Here is a 16,284-nt window from a genome sequence, read left to right on the forward strand (position 1 = left end):
GCGGAAGAAAAAAGGTCAATGACTAGTTCATTCATTTACTTTGTGAATCCAGGTAATTAATGAAGAAGATAATGCAATAGCGTAATTTGCGACCCATGAATCAATTTCTTTTGGTGAAATAAATGTCGCCAATTCCTGATTTGTCAGCACTTCTTCAAATAATTGAATTCGTTCTTCATGCGTCCACGATGACCAATCACCAAATATGGGGCCAAGCGCTGTGCGATCCGCATCTTTTGTTGAACGTTGGGGGAACCGACCTGTTGAAAGTTTTGACGAAGGCATGCCATCTTCTTCTATTTTCGCTGCGATATAGCCGAACATCGTGTCAATAGCATCCGCCACTAGTACAGGTCCATCCACCACTGTCGGTACACCTATGGCAATCACAGGGATGCCGAGACTTTTTTCCGATAACTCTTTGCGGCTATTACCTACACCTGAGCCCGGATGAATACCGGTATCCGTCAGCTGAACCGTGCGGCAAAGCCTTGCGCTACTCCTTGCAGCAAGCGCATCAACGACAAGCAATAGATCCGGCTTACTTTGATCTACAATCGCTTTAACAAAAGAAGCAGTTTCCAAACCAGTCTGAATGGTTACACCCGGCGCATACACCATGACACCACTCTCATCTGCTTCGTAATAATCTGGAATAACTTCCTTCACATAATCCATAACAGCGGGTCCCACAGCGTCTGGCGTAATTTCTCGGTTGCCAAGACCAACACACAACACTTTTTTTACGCCGCCCGGTAACTTTTCTTGAATCAATGTGTCCATTTTCTCTACCACAAGTTTACATAATACTTGAAGCTCCTCGATTTCGTGAACAGCAAGTGTCGGAATCGTCAGCGTGATATATGTACCTTTCGCTTTTCCGATTTCTTCTTCCCCTTCCGCTGTCACTTTTACAGTGGTCGCTTTAATTCGACCGATTGTTTGTTCTTCGACATGTATTCCGGACATTTCCTTCAATTTCTTTTCTTCTTGCTCGGTCTGATGTCTGACAAACTCATCACTTTCATCAATTAAATCCGTACGGTAAAAATTGATTTCGCTCATTTTCTTCACCTCTACTAACAAGTTTGTGCAATTTACCGGTGTTTATTCTCGAATAGATTACTGTAAAGTTGAATCACTTTACTTTTTTTCTTGCAATCTGTCGGTAGCTTTGATAAAATTATGCTTGTTGTAAAGAGATATCCGGATGATTGTGGAAACACTCTTGCTATACCTGAAAGCTGGAGGTGAATGAAATGCCAAACATTAAAGGTGCTATTAAACGCGTGAAGCAAAGTGCTGCTGCTAACGAGCAAAACTCTCACGTAAAAGCTTCTATGCGTACTGCAATCCGTAAAGCGGATGCGGCTCTTACTAATAAAGAAGAGAACGCTGAAGAACTTTTGAGAGATGCTGTGAAACAATTGGATACTGCTGCCCGTAAAGGTCTTATCCCAAGAAACACTGCCGCTCGTCAAAAATCACGTCTAACTAAAAAAGCTCAATAATGATATGTTAAAAGACTGCCTCCTCGTGACGGCAGTCTTTTTTTGCGTTCCTATAGTCCATTCATTAAAAATAATTCCAATTTACGCTGACGATTACCACTCGTCGTTTTAAGTTGCAGATCAATAGTCGCCAAATTATCCAATGCTTTAAGCAACACTTCCAAAGAGGGTAGCTTTCGTTGCATCATCAATTTAACACGATATGGATGGATCCGAAGCGTTGTAGCGATTTGTTGTTGTTGATAACCTTTTTTCCGTAAATTTGACACATGAATCATTAAACGCACTTGACTCGCAACGAGTGACGCCAGCATGATCGGCTCTTCCCCATTACGTATTAAGTCATGATAGACAGCGATGGATTCTGCCCGTTTATTATTGACAAATAAATCCGTTAGGCGAAATACGTCCATCTCAGGTGTCCTAGTTACTAGTTGCTCAATTGTATTGATATCCACGGTGCCCTTAAACGCTAAGTAACCAGCTAGCTTATCGATTTCAGTTGACAATGTCAGTAAGTCGGTTCCAGACATCTCCATAAGAAATTCAGCTGTTCTTTTATCGAATTCAATACCTTTATCTTTACCTTGCTGCATAATCCACGTAGATACATCTTGCCCTTGTAACGCAACCGCTTCTACGACAACAGCATGTTTCTTTATTTTTTTCGTGATTTTCTTTCGTGCATCAAGCTTTTCATAAGGTGCGACAAACACTACTGTAGCCGTAGGAGATGGATTTTCTAGCCACTTTTCCAACAGTTCAAGTTGATGATTTTGCTTTTCCTTCGAATGATCCGTCGCTTTTAAGAATGAACAGTTTTTTGCGACGATCAATTTATAGTCTACTAAAAACGGAAATTCATCCGCCACTTCGAGTACAGCCTGGACTGGAATCTCCTCTAAATCAAAACGATTCACGTCAGATGATGTCATACCAGGCACTGCTTTAATTAATCTCTTAATTGTTTCGTCCAGTAAGTGTTGCTCGGTGCCTGTCAGAAGATAAACTGGCTGCACATCGCCTTTTTCAATTTGACTCCAAATTTTTGTAACCACTTTCTTCACCTCAATTACCGATTGCTTGCTATTAAAAACCTGTGATAACTATACATGAAAATGAATCATTTCTCCATACTAGCATGTAAAGGAGGTTTTTTGATGAAAAAGTCTGACCGTCCACAAGTAAATTCCCGAAAACATTCGAAGCCTGTAGTAAAAGAAGAAATATCCCTAGAGTTAACAGAGCTCGAACATTTAGCGCCGAAACAGGAACCGATGACTCCGAACCATCGGGAGACAGCAGAAAAGGATAAATATTATTGATTCCAAAAAGACAGAGCGGAATTTGCTATAAGCAACTCCGCTCTTGTAACTTATAACGTAGTTACTCTATGAACAATTTGTGTCAACGTTCGTTGCAACTCCTAAAAACTGCGATTTTAATGGATTTTTCTTTCACTTTCATCTATACTTAGTATGGAATTAGGAGGTGTAGCAATGAATGAATTTGAACATGATGTCCAATCCAAACGTAATGATGCGATTGACAGCGGCATCGGCTTTATAGTAGCGTTTATCGGTTTTTCTGCAATTTTTGTTGTTGCTACGATCATCGATATCGTCGCTCTCTAATCAACTGTTGTATAAAATAGACACATCCACTAAATTGGTGGATGTGTCTATTTGTCTACAGTCTTTTTTCCTTTACAATAAAGTAAACGCATGGAAAAGTTGATTTCCGCTGCGGATGGACGCTTTCCGCGGGCACGGCCTCAGCCGCTTCCCTCGCTACGCTCAGTCCAGGGTCTTCAGCTCGTGCTGTTCCCGCAGGAGTCGCCATCCTCCGCTCCAATCAACTGGATTCCTGTTAAACACTTATTGAGGGGATAGATATGATGACGAAAAATCAGAATAATGAACGCGAACAGTTGGAGTTGCTCACTATCAAGTAGTTGGTGCCACAAGAACATCTAGTACGGAAACTGGACGCGGTGATCTACTTTTCTTTTATCTATCCCCTCGTCGAGAATTTGTATTCTACTCGAAGTGGCGGAATACACTCCGTCTTTCACACGCACTTCAATAGTTCCCTGCTCAGCTGTTGACCAAAAAGGAATACCATGTTCACGGAAGCGGTCGATTACTTCTTCATGTGGATGTCCATAGCGACTATTTCTCCCTGCCGATACAATAATAAACTCAGGTTGAAGAAAGTTGATAAATGACTCTGTGCTCGACGTCTTGCTTCCATGATGGCCGGCTTTCAATACGACACGTTGAAAATCAGCAAAACTATATCGTTGCAAAAACCGCTGCTCCCCCTCTTTTTCTAGATCTCCTGGAAAGATGAAATGAAGATCTTTTTGCTTCATTACAAGTACTAGTGAACTATCATTACCGTCATATATTCGCTCTTCAGGTGCTACATATTGGAATTGATAGCCTTCCTCTTTCCAATTAACCCCATCCCTAACTAATTGCACTGGAATGTTCTGTTTTTTTGCCAATCTCAACACTTCATCCATCACATTCTCCTGTTCACTCCCAGGCGGCAAATGAATTACCTTTACTTTTAACTCTTCCAATACTTCATCGGCACCTTCCATATGATCTAGATCAGCATGGGATATGATCAGCCGGTCGATTTTCGTGATCCCTTTCGCTTTTAAGTACGGCACAACGATATTTCGTCCAATTTCAAAAGGCTGCTCGGGTGTCTTCCAATCCGTTTCGCCAAAACGAACCACTCCACCTGTATCTATCATATACACTGCTTTCCGATAGGGCATTTCGATTATCGTACTGTCCCCTTGCCCGACGTCAACATAGGAAATGACCGCATCACGGTGAAGTATCGGCTTAATTTCCAAGTAGAGCGCTGGGAGTAATAAGCAAATAACGCCGACCATGACGAACTTCTTTCTTTCCAGACAGACTAGGAAAATGAGAATACCCAGAACGGCAAGCGCTGAGCCCACTCTATCCGGTTGTCCGGGCGTCCACATTTGGTAGGGGAAGGAAGCAAACCAAGTTGTCATACTACCAATGCACTGCCTCACAGGCTCATAGATTATAAAAAGGAGTGTTGCCAGTGGTGGTGCGACAAACGTGCAGATCAGCAACAGTAAATTAGCTGGCAAAATACATATGGAATACAACGGAACATAGAACAAATTCGCAATAAAAGAAGATATCGATAACTCGTAGAAGTGATACAGCAAAATAGGATAAAGCGCGACTTGCGTAATGACCGTAACAAAAAACGAAACGACCATTCCATTTTTCGCTTGGCTAAGAATAGCTGACGAATACAATAAAGAACACGCAGCTAAATACGAGAGCTGAAATCCCGGTTGAAAGACGATATAAGGTTGCATGACGATAAAAAGTAACGCACTCAAAGCAAGAGCATCGTCCAGGCGCAATTTAAAATTGCCTGAAACAGCAAGCAATACAATCATTGTCACCGTTGATGCACGCCAGACAGACGGCGCTCCGCCCGCAATACATGCGTAGATTGGTAAGAACATGAGTAATCCGTAAGTCACCCACTCTTTGCGAAAACCGATACGCAACAAAATCGCGCGAATGAAAAACGTCAATAGGCCGACATGCAACCCCGATATCGCAAAGAGATGCGTAATACCAAGCGTCTGATACTCTTTTTGCAAGATACGATCCATTCCCGAACGGTCACCAATCAATAATGCTTCAGCTTCTGTAACAAGTGAAGGTGGAAATTGATCATGAATATGTTGTTTGATCGCAGAACGATAGTGAGAGAGTCGCGAACGCAGTGTTGTGAGGGGTACGCTCGACGTGATCCGGGTGGCTTCTAGAATTCCCGCCGCGCCATTCATTCGTAAATAGCGTGCCATATCGAATGAATAGTCATGGGCCGCTGGTTCCAGTTCTTTCGGCTCCACTTCAGCCGTGAACTGATATGTTGCTAATCGCGCAGACTGAAATTGACTCTTTTGTAGTTCGGAAGCGAATGAATACATCATATAGACGACCGTGCCATCAGTCAGAGTAGCGAAACCTTTCACTTTAGCGCCATCGATTTTCACTTGATCTTTCCAATGAAAGGTCACGACTGAGTCCTTAGGAAGTGATGTAAATTGACTTGAGAAATAGAAAAAGGAGAGACTTGCAATAAGTGAGCAAAGAAGAAGTTGTAGATAATCTTTGCGTAAAAAGTAGAACGGTATGAGGAATACTACATTCAAAAATAAAAGCGATCCTGAAAGCTCAGCTGCAAACGCAGATATCGCAACAGGAATCGCTATATACATCCATCGTATCGATCGGATTAATTGCCAAATAAATGATTCACCCTTTGCAAAAGGGTATCCAGTTCTTCAGGTTCAGCGCCAAGTTCCTGCATTTTCGTCAACATTTCGTTGAATAATGAAAATTTCTCTTCACTCGCGAAGTCAATAGAACGCTCGTCAAACGGCACTTTTTCAATCTCCACACCCGCTTGCGCAAATAGCTCAAGTGCATACTCACTGTTTCGATAATCTGCGGCATATTTAACGCGTTCAATACCCGCTTGAATCAATGCTTTACTACACTGTAAACACGGGAAGTGAGTGACATAAATGGTCGCCTTTGCAACCGGTATACCATATTTAGCACATTGTAGTAATGCATTCATTTCCGAGTGTATCGTTCGAACACAATGATTATCTACGACGTAACAGCCGTGTTCAATACAGTGATCTCCGCCCGATATCGAGCCATTGTAGCCGCCAGCAATAATGCGTTGATCGCGTACTAAAATGGATCCTACCGAGAGTCGCGTGCACGTGCTGCGCATCGCCAGCAAATGACTTTGCGCCATGAAAAACTGATCCCAAGTAATTCGCTCCATACGGTTGCCTCCATCAATTAAGAATAATAAGTGGTTCTAATTTTTCAAATGTCTTGTCACCAATACCTGAAACGCTTTTTATTCCGTCCAATTGCGAAAAAGGTCCATGTTCTTCCCGGTATTGGACAATCGCCATAGCTTTGGCTGGGCCAATGCCAGGAAGCGTCTGAAAATCGCTTTCATTTGCGGTATTGATATTTACTTTTGCTGTGGAACTGTCCGTTGAGGAAGATGACGCCGGTTGCTCGTATACAGGTGGCTCTTCTCCCGCGATTGGCACATAGATGACAGATTCATCCTGCAATCTTTGGGCGTGATTCAACAACCTAGTGTCAGCGGCCTCTGTGTAGCCTCCTGCTTTATCGACCGCATCAAGTAATCGGTCACCGTCTTGCATCGAATAAAGTCCGGGATGTTTTACAGCACCTTTAACATCTACCAGAATCGCAACAGAGACAGCTTCCGCGACTAATTCAATAGGCGCTTCCAGTTCTTTATTTTGCACAGTAGTTTCCATAGATTCGATTGGTTCAAATAGGGGTTGTCCATGTTCTTCGGAAAGTTGATCCGGCTGTTCTCGGGGAAAGAACAAAACAGTGGAAAGTACAGCGAATGCTGCAATAGGAATGATCAATGTACGCCATTTTTCGGTAAGGAATGAACGGATAAGCAACCATCCTTTCTTTCAGCACCGTATGGAGTCTTATTAACTATACCTGATTCCGAAATACTATGGTAGTCCTATTTTCGAACTTGGAAGAATATTCTTTCGCTCTCCTCTTCAGGTGCTTCATCTTCCCAATCCGCAAAAACCCGTTCAATACGAAATCCAACTTCTTCAAGCATTCGAACGTATTCCGGCACTGCGAACGTTCGTTGCATATGTACTTCGTCAAAACGCTGATAGGAATCATCTTCTTGTTTTACGAAAAACGCCAGTTCAGAATAAATCGAGTGATTCTCTTCTCCCGGGGTAGTTTGCCAAATATATGCAATACGTCGATTATCATAGACAAACGGTCCTTCAAGGAAAATCTCATCCATTTTGTATAATGAATGTACGTCAAACAGTAACACGCCACCTGTAGCAAGCGCACCATAAATTCGGCGAAATGTTTCCACGACATCTTGCTGCTGGATGACATAATTCAATGAATCAATTGAGATGATGGCAGCATCAAATGTATCTTCCACCTCTAGTCGCTGCATAGGTTGTTCGATAAACTGAACATCTAGTGATAGTGACTGCGCACGATGTGAAGCAACCTCGAGCATTTCAGCAGAGAGATCAATACCCGTTACGTATGCCCCTTTTTTTGCAAGTTTCGCAGAAAGTACACCCGTTCCGCACCCTATATCCAATACTTTTTTCCCGAAAACGCCAGCAGACGCCAAATCGAGTAACTCGACATAGGCGTCATACGGGATATCATTCATTAGTTCGTCATAAATTGATGCGAACGCTGAATAGGAAGAACTCATACTTCATCCTCAACGTTTAGTAGCTGTGCGTCTCCCCATAGCTTTTCCAAGTTATAGAATCCGCGTTCATCTCTATGGAATACATGCACGACTACATCGAGAAGATCGACTAGAATCCAACGACCCGCATCGAATCCTTCCAAACGTTTCACTGTGTAACCTTCTTTTGAAGCCGCATCCGCTACTTCGCGCGCGATGGCTTGTACTTGTCTTTCAGAGTTAGCATGACAAATGATGAATTGATCAGCAATTAGTGAAATGCCCTCCATGTTTAATACTACGATGTCTTCTGCTTTCTTACTATCTACTGCTTCATAAGCTAATTCCAATAATGTTGACATATTTCACTGTTCCTTTCTTCTACGTACCTGTTCATTATAGCAATCAAATGAATGTGGAAAAATGACTGCGTATCGCTGAACTAAAAATTTAAATGTATGCTGGATGCATTCTGTCATTTGATCTTCCAGCGGTTCTCCGTCTATACGTTGGCGTAGCTCTTCGATACCCGGAAACTTTCTTCCTGGTTCGATTAAATCAGCGATATAGATCACTTTCTCAAGCTCACTCATTTCTGCACGTCCCGTCGTATGAAAACGAATAGCCTGCAAGATATCTTGGTCTTCTACACCATAACGCTCTTTCGCAAGCATAGCTCCAACCGGCGCATGCCATAATTCGGAGTGATATTGCGCATAGAGTTCATACTCTTCATCTCGTTTCAGTAATTCGAGTAATTCATCTTTATCCATAAATTTGGCATAATCATGAAATAGGCCAGCAATTTCAGCCTTTTCTACTGATACACCCACTTCTTCAGCTAATTTCATTGCGGTTTCCGTGACTCGCAGTACGTGTTCATACCGCGCTTTAGGTAAGCGTTGTTCTAAGTCATTTCGAACTTGTTGAAGATCCATATAATCTCTCCTCTCGAATGTAAGCTTCGACAGCCGGGGGAATCAAAAGTTGCACGGTTCCACCTTCTACAAAACGTTGGCGGATCAATGTGGATGACAAATCAAGTTGTGGTGTTTCTACTAATTGTACCGGGATTGCAGAAGTATTATCAGCACCTGGACGTTTTACACCGATAAACGTAACCATTTCGAGTAAATCCTCAATTCGGTACCATGTCGGTAACTGATCAATCATATCTCCGCCAATAATGAAATGAAAATGAACATTTGTTTCATCTTGTATTAACTGCGACATCGTATCATACGTAAAAGATACTCCACCGCGCTCAATTTCAAATGATGACGCACGCAAGCCTTCCACTTCATCTACCGCCAGTTTCACCATTTGCAAGCGCTGTTCAGCTGACGCATCACCTGTCGCAATCTTATGAGGCGGGACTGCAGTAGGCATCAACCATACTTCATCTAACTGTAGTGCATAGCGCACTTCATTGGCAATTAATAAATGTCCAGTGTGTGGCGGATTGAAAGTTCCGCCCAAAATGCCGATTTGTTTCATCTGATTCTCCTTACGGTAATTGTATGCGCTTCTTCTCTGTCGATTCTCTGTATAAAACAATGGTGTTACCGATGATTTGGACTACGTGGATACCTTTGTACGCGCCAATCTTTTCGGCAATTTCCTTTTTATCTTCCTCGCAATTTTGAAGGACACTCACTTTTAGTAATTCACGTGCTTCGAGTGCTTCGTCGATTTGCAAGAGGATTGCGTCAGTCAAACCACTTTTTCCAATTTGGAATAATGCGTCCAAATGATGTGCTTCGCTACGTAAAAATCTTTTTTGTTTACCTGTTAACATGTTTACCCGCCAACTTTCATTGTAATCATATCGTTCATCTTTTTCGTGTCAGGATAGACGCCTGTCCACTTTTCAAAAGCAAGAGCGCCTTGATGAACGAACATTCCTATACCGTTCATCGTCTTCGCACCTGCTTGTTTTGCTTGTCGTAAAAATTCTGTTTCAAGCGGATTGTAAATGATGTCCGCTACTATTGCACCGTTTGCAACATTCTTCGGATCGAGCGGTAGTCCTTCTTGTGCAAAGTTCATACCGACGGATGTCGTTTGCACTACAAGTCCAAACTCGCCGAGACGATCTCTGGCGTCTTCTATGGAAAGCGCATGACCATCCTTCATATCTGCCGCTAGTTCCGCAGCTCGTAAAGCGGTACGATTCGTGAAATAAAGAGGTCCGTAGCCAGCTGATTGCAACGCAAAGGCGATACCTCTAGCCGCGCCGCCAGCTCCAATAAGTAATGCCGGGCCTTTTACCGAATCTGAAAACTCTTCTAGCGACTTCACGAACCCCGCTCCGTCCGTATTGGCACCAATTAGTTTACCATCATCTGTTTGATATACTGTGTTGACCGCATTCATGACCATTGCCGATTCGTCCACTTCGTCAAGGAAAGGGAGAATCGCCTGCTTATGGGGTACTGTCACATTGAAGCCACTGCATCCAAGTGAACGCAAGCTGTTTATCGTTTGCTCTAGGCTTCCCGCTGTTGCATGAATCGGTATATACGTTGCGTCCAAGGCGTTTTCTTTAAACCACTGATCATGCATGACCGGTGACATCGATTGCGCGATTGGATCGCCTATAACCGCATACCATTTTTTCATCTGGTCTTCCTCCTGTCCCTCTTAAATCAATGAAGGTCTGATTACAACATTCACACCTTTTGGTGCGTGTACAGCCACTTTTACATCAGCGTGCTGAATCGTAATCCAGCCAAGGCCTGAAATCACTATGTCCGTCTTCGCTTCCTTAATCGAAAATTCATGACGTACAAGTGACGGCAACTTCTCAAGTGATGCAGGTCCTGGTGGAGATAGCATGTCACCGAGATGGTTTTTGTACAATTCATCAGCATTTTCCAACTTCGTCCGGTGAATTGGCAAACTGTTTGCTGCATAAATGTTGAAAGAAGATCGACCACCTTGAATGAAGTCAAAACGTGCAAGTCCGCCAATGAATAATGTTTGTTCAGCATTCAACTGATAGACTTTCGGTTTGAGTTCTTTCTTCGGTGTAATCAACTTCAAATCATGAGGATCCAAGTGATGGGCCATTTGATGATCATTGATAATACCCGGTGTATCCATCAGCATTTTTCCGTCATCCAAGGGAATTTCCACTACATCCAGAGTGGTTCCTGGGAAATAAGACGTCGTAATTACATCGTCCATGCCTGTCGCATCTTTGATGATCCGGTTAATAAAAGTAGATTTGCCTACATTCGTACAGCCAACTACATAAACGTCCTTACCCTTACGATAGTTCTCAATCGCGTCAAGTGCTTCACTCATGCCGTTGCCTTTTACAGCGGACACAAGCAATACGTCAATTGGTCTGAGACCTAACTTTGCAGCTTCTGTCTTCATCCAATTTTTCACTCGTTGCGGATTGATCGCTTTCGGTAGGATATCTGCCTTGTTGCCAATTAATAAAATATCTTTCTTACCTACAAAGCGGTGTAATCCATTGATCCAACTACCGTTGAAATCAAAAATATCCACCACTTTCACGATCAAGCCCTGTTTTTCACCGATTCCGTTTAAAATCGCTAAAAAGTCGTCTCCTGATAAGGATACTGGCTGTAATTCGTTATAGTTTCGTAATTTAAAACAACGTTGGCATATGACATCTTCTTTTTCCAATGAAGCCGGTGGCGCATAGCCTTCCATTGTTTTATCCGTCGTTTGGATCGTAATACCGCATCCAATACACTTAATCAATTCCAAATTTAGTCCTCCCACGTAAGTAATCCTTTTCTTTTAAACCTTGCCATAATCCGTCGTTCAATCGCACGGTTGAACTTCGTAATCGTCGCATCGGAACTTGCGACAGGGACAACTAATATCGACTGCAGTCCCACTCGATTTGCACCCAAGATATCCGTTAACAATTGATCGCCAATCATGACGACTTCTTTTTTGGGCAAGCCCAATGTAGCAAGTGCCTGATGAAATGATTTTTTCATCGGCTTACGCGCTTCGCAAATATACGGAATGCCTAAGGGATCACAAAAGTGACTGACGCGTTCAATATGGTTATTGGAAACAACTGTAATTTGCAAGCCGGCATCGCGCATGGACTTGAACCACGCCATAATATCTTGCGTAGCATCCGCACGATCCCATTCAACGAGTGTGTTATCTAAATCTGTAATGATCCCTTTAAAACCTTTTTCAAGAAGGTCTTCCGGTTTAATCAACAAAACGGATTTTACATAAGCACTCGGTAAAAAATGATTTAACACATTATCCTCTCCGCCCTACAACAAATTCTTGTCTGATTATAACATAGTTGTGCGGCATGCACGCACAACTATGTCTGATTTTATCGCATTTCTTGTCAGTGATAGACCTTCCGTCGTTTGCATAGAGTAAACTACTAATAATCGGAGGTGGTCACATGAGCGGGTTTTTCCTGGCCGTCATGCAATTATGGTTAGAGATCCCCGCGCTAATCGGTTATATCAGAGGGCAAGCTTTCCTTCGTCCATTGTCCAAGAAAGAAGAAGCAGAGTGCCTGAGACGATTAGCTGAAGGTGATGAAAGTGCACGTAATGAACTTATTGAACACAATATGCGTTTGGTCGCCCATATCGTCAAGAAGTTCCAGCCGAAGCATGAACTTCTTGATGATTATATTTCCATAGGAGCGATCGGTCTGATGAAAGCTGTCAACAGCTTTACACCAGATCGAAAAACCAAGCTCGCAACGTACGCTGCTCGCTGTATAGAAAATGAAATTCTTATGTATTTACGAACACAGAAAAAGGTGCAAAAAGATGTTTCCCTCTACGAACCAATCGGCATGGATAAAGATGGCCAATCCCTGGAAATTGCGGACCTCCTTCAAACAAACGACATACCTCCACAAACAACCGTAGAACAAAACGAACAAAAAGAGCGACTCTACCGTCATTTGGATAAACTAGACTCACGCGAGTTGGAAATCATTCAAAGACGCTATGGCTTGCTGGATGATCAGCCGATGACACAAAAAGAAATTGCCGAGCAACTGAATATTTCCAGGAGCTATGTTTCACGTATCGAGAAACGGGCAATCGTCAAATTATATCAATCATTCAAACATGAGTATCAATAATACAAAAAGCGTTTCCGATTGTGCAACAGAGGCCCACAGCCCCCGCACAACGGAAACGCTTTGTTTCTTTTCTCAGTCAGCTTTAACCTCGCGTAAAATAACTGCTGCTAATAATGCTGTGACAATAAACACTCCACCCATTAAGAATCCCATTGAATATCCCTCCTATCAACCAAATGAACTGCTAGTCTGTTTACTTAGACATTTTATCATAGAACGATCAAAGTTTCGAGATGACACGCAAAACAATCTGTGAAGAGTGTTTGGCAGCTAGCGGTAAAAATTCATCGAAACTAACTGTTGATTCTTTTCCGGCAATATCAGAAAGTGCGCGGATGACAACACATGGCGTGTTAAACTGATAACATACTTGCGCAACAGCAGCTGCTTCCATCTCTACAGCAATTACGCGTGGAAATCTATTTTTAACTTGTAGAACTTTTTCAGCGTCGGCCATGAAAGTATCAGCTGAAGCGATGGTTCCCACAGCATGTTCATATGTATCTAACTCAATAACAGCTTCTCTAGCAAATTCGATTAGTTTAGGATCTGAAGGAAAGCTTGCAGGAAGTTGAGGTACTTGGCCAAGCTCATAGCCGAATGCAGTTACATCGACATCATGATGTAGGACATAATCAGATATTACAATCGTTCCTACTTCAAGTTCAGGATTAGTTCCACCCGCAGAACCTGTATTCAACACTATGTCAGGTTTAAAGTTTTGCAAAAGGATTGCGGTTGCCATGGCAGCGTTTACTTTTCCGATACCACTCTTCGTCACAATCACTTGATGCTTGCCTACTTTCCCTTCAATAAACTCACAGTTTCCAATAGCCGTGATTTTTCCAAGTCCAATTTCTCTGCGTAGGATTTTAACTTCTTCCTCCATCGCACCAACGATTGCTATTTTCATTTATGTCCTCTCCTCTTTTCTACTTACTAGAATGTGCTGCACGGAAGGCAGCACATTGATAGTTCGATAAACTTACTTCAATATTTCCATTCTCACAGGTTTCCAACCTTGCCCATCAACCCATTCAAGATATACTTTGTATTTTTTGGAATTGTCCTTGCTTCTTACAATACCTTCTGATTTTTGAGGACTACCACCATTTTGAATACGCTCAAAATACATTTGATCTTCAGACATGCCGGTTGCATAGGCTATGGCTTTCTTTTTCTCAAACCAGTCATCGGACTGACCATCGTATTTCGAGACGTGCTCGCCTGTTTGTTTTGTTCCAATAGGTTTCCAGTCAGGATTCACAACAACTTTCTTGCCCGAATCCGATGAAGTTTCTCTCTTCGGTTTTTCCTTTTTAGGTTCTACCTTTTTCGGTTCTTCTACTTTAGGCGCTTCAACTACTGGCGCTTCCGGTTCTTCAACCACTTCATTTATCACTTCGTTTTCTTCTTCTTGGGTCTGAGCTTCTGGCTCCTCTGCCTCATTCGGCTCTTTTGCTTCAGGCTTGTCCAACTCGTCCTCATCGTCTAAAACGATAGGTTCAATTGGAGCTGTTTCGGACTGTGTGGATTGCTTGGGCTCATCAATCGCCATTTCTTGTTGATCGTCATTACCGTTGATGAAAATTATGGCAACGACCGCAATGAGGAAAACTACTACACCAATTGAAATATTCAATGCTTTATTCACTTTGCTCGCTTTATTGCCTTGTTTTCTTGACGTTCTCGAATATTTTGGATCTTGATCCGCCATTTCAGACATCTCCTTCACTATGAAATGAAAAACGTATACCGCGGTGGGAATAAAAATTAGCAATACCGTCTTCTGTTAGCCAGAAGACGGTACGTGTATCATTTTATCTCAAGTATTTCTACTGACATTTCACCGCCGGGAGTCTGGATCTTTACTTTGTCATCTTTTTTTCGACCAATTAACGCTTTCGCAATTGGCGAGTCGTTTGAGATCAAACCTTCTAGTGGATTAGCTTCAGCTGAACCAACAATCGTATAGGTCTCTTTTTCACCATCAGGAATTTCTTTAAATGTAACTGTTTTACCTAATTGGACTTCATCTGTATTCAATTCATCTTCAGTAATAATGACCGCATTACGAATCATTCCTTCAATAGAAGAAATTTTCCCTTCGACAAATGCTTGATCTTCTTTCGCTGAATCGTACTCGGAGTTTTCCGATAAATCACCGTAGCTCCGTGCAATTTTGATGCGTTCTACTACTTCCACACGTTTAACTGTTTTCAAATGCTCTAGTTCTTCTTCTAACTTCGCTTTACCTGCGGCCGTCATTGGAAATTTCTTTTCTGAAACCATGTAATAACACTCCTTAAATGTCTGTTCATAAAAATACTATGTCACACTAACTTCAATTATGTGACATAGCGGAACTATTTTAGTTTTGACTATACTTTTTTTCTGTTTCGTATTCTGATCTAGATGAAACAAACTCTTGCTAGCCTTGCATGCATCCTAGTTTTTCTATAGAAACTCTCGCGGATGCTGAATTAATTTAAAATTATGTCATCATCATATTATACTTCGTCAACAGAAGCAAGAATTGTTTTTATCTTCGTTACCATCAAATCGATTGCGACCGCGTTTTCGCCGCCTTCCGGAATAATTATATCAGCATACTTTTTTGTCGGTTCAATAAACTGATTATGCATCGGACGCACAACCTTTACGTATTGCTCGACGACTGAATCTACTGTACGTCCACGGTCATGAATATCCCGTAAAATACGACGAATAATGCGAATATCAGAATCCGTATCAACAAACAGCTTGATATCCATGAGATCTCGCAATCGTTCATCTTCCAACACTAAGATTCCTTCAAGAATGATGACATCTTGTGAATCCACAGTTACTTTTTCAGTAGAACGTGTATGCAATGTGTAATCATACGTGGGCTTTTCGATTGCCTGTCTGTTAATCAGCTGATGAATATGTTGGATCAGAAGGTCGGTATCGAATGCTAATGGATGATCATAATTTGTTGTTAATCTTTCTTCAAATACTAGATGTGATTGGTCTTTATAATAATCGTCTTGTTCAATGACGACGACTGAATGACCTTGGAATACTTCATGTATCTTCTTTGTGACACTTGTCTTACCGGAGCCAGAGCCACCGGTAATACCTATCACGACAGGTTTTTTCTTCACAATGATTCCCCTTTTGTGGCCTACTGTTTACTACTTTTTAGTCGCCCCCCTTAAAATGGACACAGAAGATGTTATAGTTGTAGGAACATACTGTCACGGGAGGGGTTCATTTTGGAATTCATAAAAAAGGGCAGAAAGAGAATATTATCTTTTGAACAGAAATGCACAATCG

The 16,284-nt window shown here is 42.1% G+C and carries 21 protein-coding genes and 1 pseudogene; 5 read left to right on the top strand and 17 right to left on the bottom strand.

Features of this window, described 5'->3' with window-relative positions; all coding sequences use genetic code 11:
• Positions 1-27: 27 nt before the first annotated feature.
• Complete coding sequence (gene gpr, locus CSV60_RS13145; RefSeq protein WP_099637322.1) at positions 28-1,065, bottom strand: GPR endopeptidase; 1,038 nt, start codon at positions 1,063-1,065, stop codon at positions 28-30.
• A 194-nt stretch (positions 1,066-1,259) separates the two neighbouring features.
• Here gpr and rpsT point away from each other — a divergent pair, with 194 nt between their 5' ends.
• Positions 1,260-1,511 carry a 30S ribosomal protein S20 gene (gene rpsT, locus CSV60_RS13150; RefSeq protein WP_099631645.1) on the top strand — a complete coding sequence of 84 codons (252 nt, stop codon included), beginning with the start codon at positions 1,260-1,262 and terminating at the stop codon, positions 1,509-1,511.
• A 50-nt stretch (positions 1,512-1,561) separates the two neighbouring features.
• Here rpsT and holA read toward each other — a convergent pair whose 3' ends face one another.
• On the bottom strand, positions 1,562-2,569 hold the full coding sequence (holA, locus tag CSV60_RS13155; protein WP_099637323.1) for a DNA polymerase III subunit delta: 1,008 nt from the start codon (positions 2,567-2,569) through the stop codon (positions 1,562-1,564).
• 102 nt (positions 2,570-2,671) lie between these two features.
• Here holA and CSV60_RS15890 point away from each other — a divergent pair, with 102 nt between their 5' ends.
• The 3 genes and pseudogenes from CSV60_RS15890 to CSV60_RS13165 form a co-directional block, all read left to right on the top strand.
• Positions 2,672-2,836 carry a hypothetical protein gene (locus tag CSV60_RS15890; RefSeq protein WP_158232002.1) on the top strand — a complete coding sequence of 55 codons (165 nt, stop codon included), beginning with the start codon at positions 2,672-2,674 and terminating at the stop codon, positions 2,834-2,836.
• Between the two features lie 174 nt (positions 2,837-3,010).
• Positions 3,011-3,145, top strand: a complete 135-nt coding sequence (locus tag CSV60_RS13160; RefSeq protein WP_029054667.1) for a YqzM family protein — start codon at positions 3,011-3,013, stop codon at positions 3,143-3,145.
• Between the two features lie 260 nt (positions 3,146-3,405).
• Positions 3,406-3,552, top strand: a pseudogene (locus CSV60_RS13165) (IS5/IS1182 family transposase); the annotation flags it as partial.
• Here CSV60_RS13165 and CSV60_RS13170 read toward each other — a convergent pair.
• The 11 genes from CSV60_RS13170 to CSV60_RS13220 all read right to left on the bottom strand — a co-directional run bounded on the left by CSV60_RS13170 (position 3,484) and on the right by CSV60_RS13220 (position 12,112).
• Complete coding sequence (locus CSV60_RS13170) at positions 3,484-5,808, bottom strand: DNA internalization-related competence protein ComEC/Rec2 (RefSeq protein WP_099637324.1); 2,325 nt, start codon at positions 5,806-5,808, stop codon at positions 3,484-3,486. The pseudogene CSV60_RS13165 and the gene CSV60_RS13170 overlap by 69 nt on opposite strands.
• 17 nt (positions 5,809-5,825) lie before the next feature.
• Positions 5,826-6,389 carry a ComE operon protein 2 gene (locus CSV60_RS13175; protein ID WP_099637325.1) on the bottom strand — a complete coding sequence of 188 codons (564 nt, stop codon included), beginning with the start codon at positions 6,387-6,389 and terminating at the stop codon, positions 5,826-5,828.
• A gap of 13 nt (positions 6,390-6,402) precedes the next feature.
• Positions 6,403-7,062 (bottom strand): helix-hairpin-helix domain-containing protein, encoded by a 660-nt coding sequence (locus CSV60_RS13180; RefSeq protein ID WP_233189627.1) that lies wholly within the window; start codon positions 7,060-7,062, stop codon positions 6,403-6,405.
• A 68-nt stretch (positions 7,063-7,130) separates the two neighbouring features.
• Positions 7,131-7,871 carry a class I SAM-dependent DNA methyltransferase gene (locus CSV60_RS13185; RefSeq protein ID WP_099637326.1) on the bottom strand — a complete coding sequence of 247 codons (741 nt, stop codon included), beginning with the start codon at positions 7,869-7,871 and terminating at the stop codon, positions 7,131-7,133.
• Complete coding sequence (rsfS, locus tag CSV60_RS13190; RefSeq protein WP_099637327.1) at positions 7,868-8,212, bottom strand: ribosome silencing factor; 345 nt, start codon at positions 8,210-8,212, stop codon at positions 7,868-7,870. The genes CSV60_RS13185 and rsfS overlap by 4 nt, the downstream gene beginning before the upstream one ends.
• A 3-nt stretch (positions 8,213-8,215) precedes the next feature.
• On the bottom strand, positions 8,216-8,788 hold the full coding sequence (gene yqeK, locus CSV60_RS13195) for a bis(5'-nucleosyl)-tetraphosphatase (symmetrical) YqeK (RefSeq protein WP_099631639.1): 573 nt from the start codon (positions 8,786-8,788) through the stop codon (positions 8,216-8,218).
• A complete protein-coding gene (locus CSV60_RS13200; protein ID WP_099637328.1) occupies positions 8,763-9,347 on the bottom strand; it encodes a nicotinate-nucleotide adenylyltransferase in 585 nt (194 codons plus the stop codon). The genes yqeK and CSV60_RS13200 overlap by 26 nt, the downstream gene beginning before the upstream one ends.
• A 10-nt stretch (positions 9,348-9,357) precedes the next feature.
• Positions 9,358-9,648 (bottom strand): ribosome assembly RNA-binding protein YhbY, encoded by a 291-nt coding sequence (yhbY, locus tag CSV60_RS13205; RefSeq protein ID WP_099631637.1) that lies wholly within the window; start codon positions 9,646-9,648, stop codon positions 9,358-9,360.
• Positions 9,649-9,650: 2 nt separating this feature from the next.
• Entirely contained in the window at positions 9,651-10,472 is an 822-nt protein-coding gene (gene aroE, locus CSV60_RS13210; RefSeq protein ID WP_099637329.1) for a shikimate dehydrogenase, read from the bottom strand.
• Positions 10,473-10,493: 21 nt separating this feature from the next.
• Positions 10,494-11,594 carry a ribosome biogenesis GTPase YqeH gene (gene yqeH, locus CSV60_RS13215; RefSeq protein ID WP_199175293.1) on the bottom strand — a complete coding sequence of 367 codons (1,101 nt, stop codon included), beginning with the start codon at positions 11,592-11,594 and terminating at the stop codon, positions 10,494-10,496.
• Between the two features lie 2 nt (positions 11,595-11,596).
• Entirely contained in the window at positions 11,597-12,112 is a 516-nt protein-coding gene (locus CSV60_RS13220) for a YqeG family HAD IIIA-type phosphatase (protein ID WP_099637331.1), read from the bottom strand.
• 155 nt (positions 12,113-12,267) lie between these two features.
• Between CSV60_RS13220 and sigK the strand changes: the two genes are divergently transcribed.
• A complete protein-coding gene (gene sigK, locus CSV60_RS13225; protein WP_085133471.1) occupies positions 12,268-12,966 on the top strand; it encodes an RNA polymerase sporulation sigma factor SigK in 699 nt (232 codons plus the stop codon).
• Positions 12,967-13,186: 220 nt separating this feature from the next.
• On the opposite strand, the gene mtnN is transcribed toward sigK, so the two are convergent.
• The 4 genes from mtnN to udk form a co-directional block, all read right to left on the bottom strand.
• Positions 13,187-13,879: a 5'-methylthioadenosine/S-adenosylhomocysteine nucleosidase gene (gene mtnN, locus CSV60_RS13230; RefSeq protein ID WP_099637332.1), complete on the bottom strand. Its 693-nt coding sequence runs from the start codon at positions 13,877-13,879 to the stop codon at positions 13,187-13,189.
• Between the two features lie 72 nt (positions 13,880-13,951).
• Positions 13,952-14,683 carry a DUF1510 family protein gene (locus tag CSV60_RS13235; protein WP_158233183.1) on the bottom strand — a complete coding sequence of 244 codons (732 nt, stop codon included), beginning with the start codon at positions 14,681-14,683 and terminating at the stop codon, positions 13,952-13,954.
• A 98-nt stretch (positions 14,684-14,781) separates the two neighbouring features.
• Positions 14,782-15,258, bottom strand: coding sequence for a transcription elongation factor GreA (greA, locus tag CSV60_RS13240; RefSeq protein ID WP_099631631.1), 477 nt, complete (start codon positions 15,256-15,258; stop codon positions 14,782-14,784).
• Between the two features lie 218 nt (positions 15,259-15,476).
• Positions 15,477-16,112, bottom strand: coding sequence for a uridine kinase (gene udk, locus CSV60_RS13245; protein ID WP_199175294.1), 636 nt, complete (start codon positions 16,110-16,112; stop codon positions 15,477-15,479).
• Positions 16,113-16,284 lie beyond the last annotated feature (172 nt).

Origin of the sequence: Sporosarcina sp. P7 (assembly GCF_002743425.1) — a bacterium.
Classification (GTDB): Bacteria; Bacillota; Bacilli; order Bacillales_A; family Planococcaceae; genus Sporosarcina.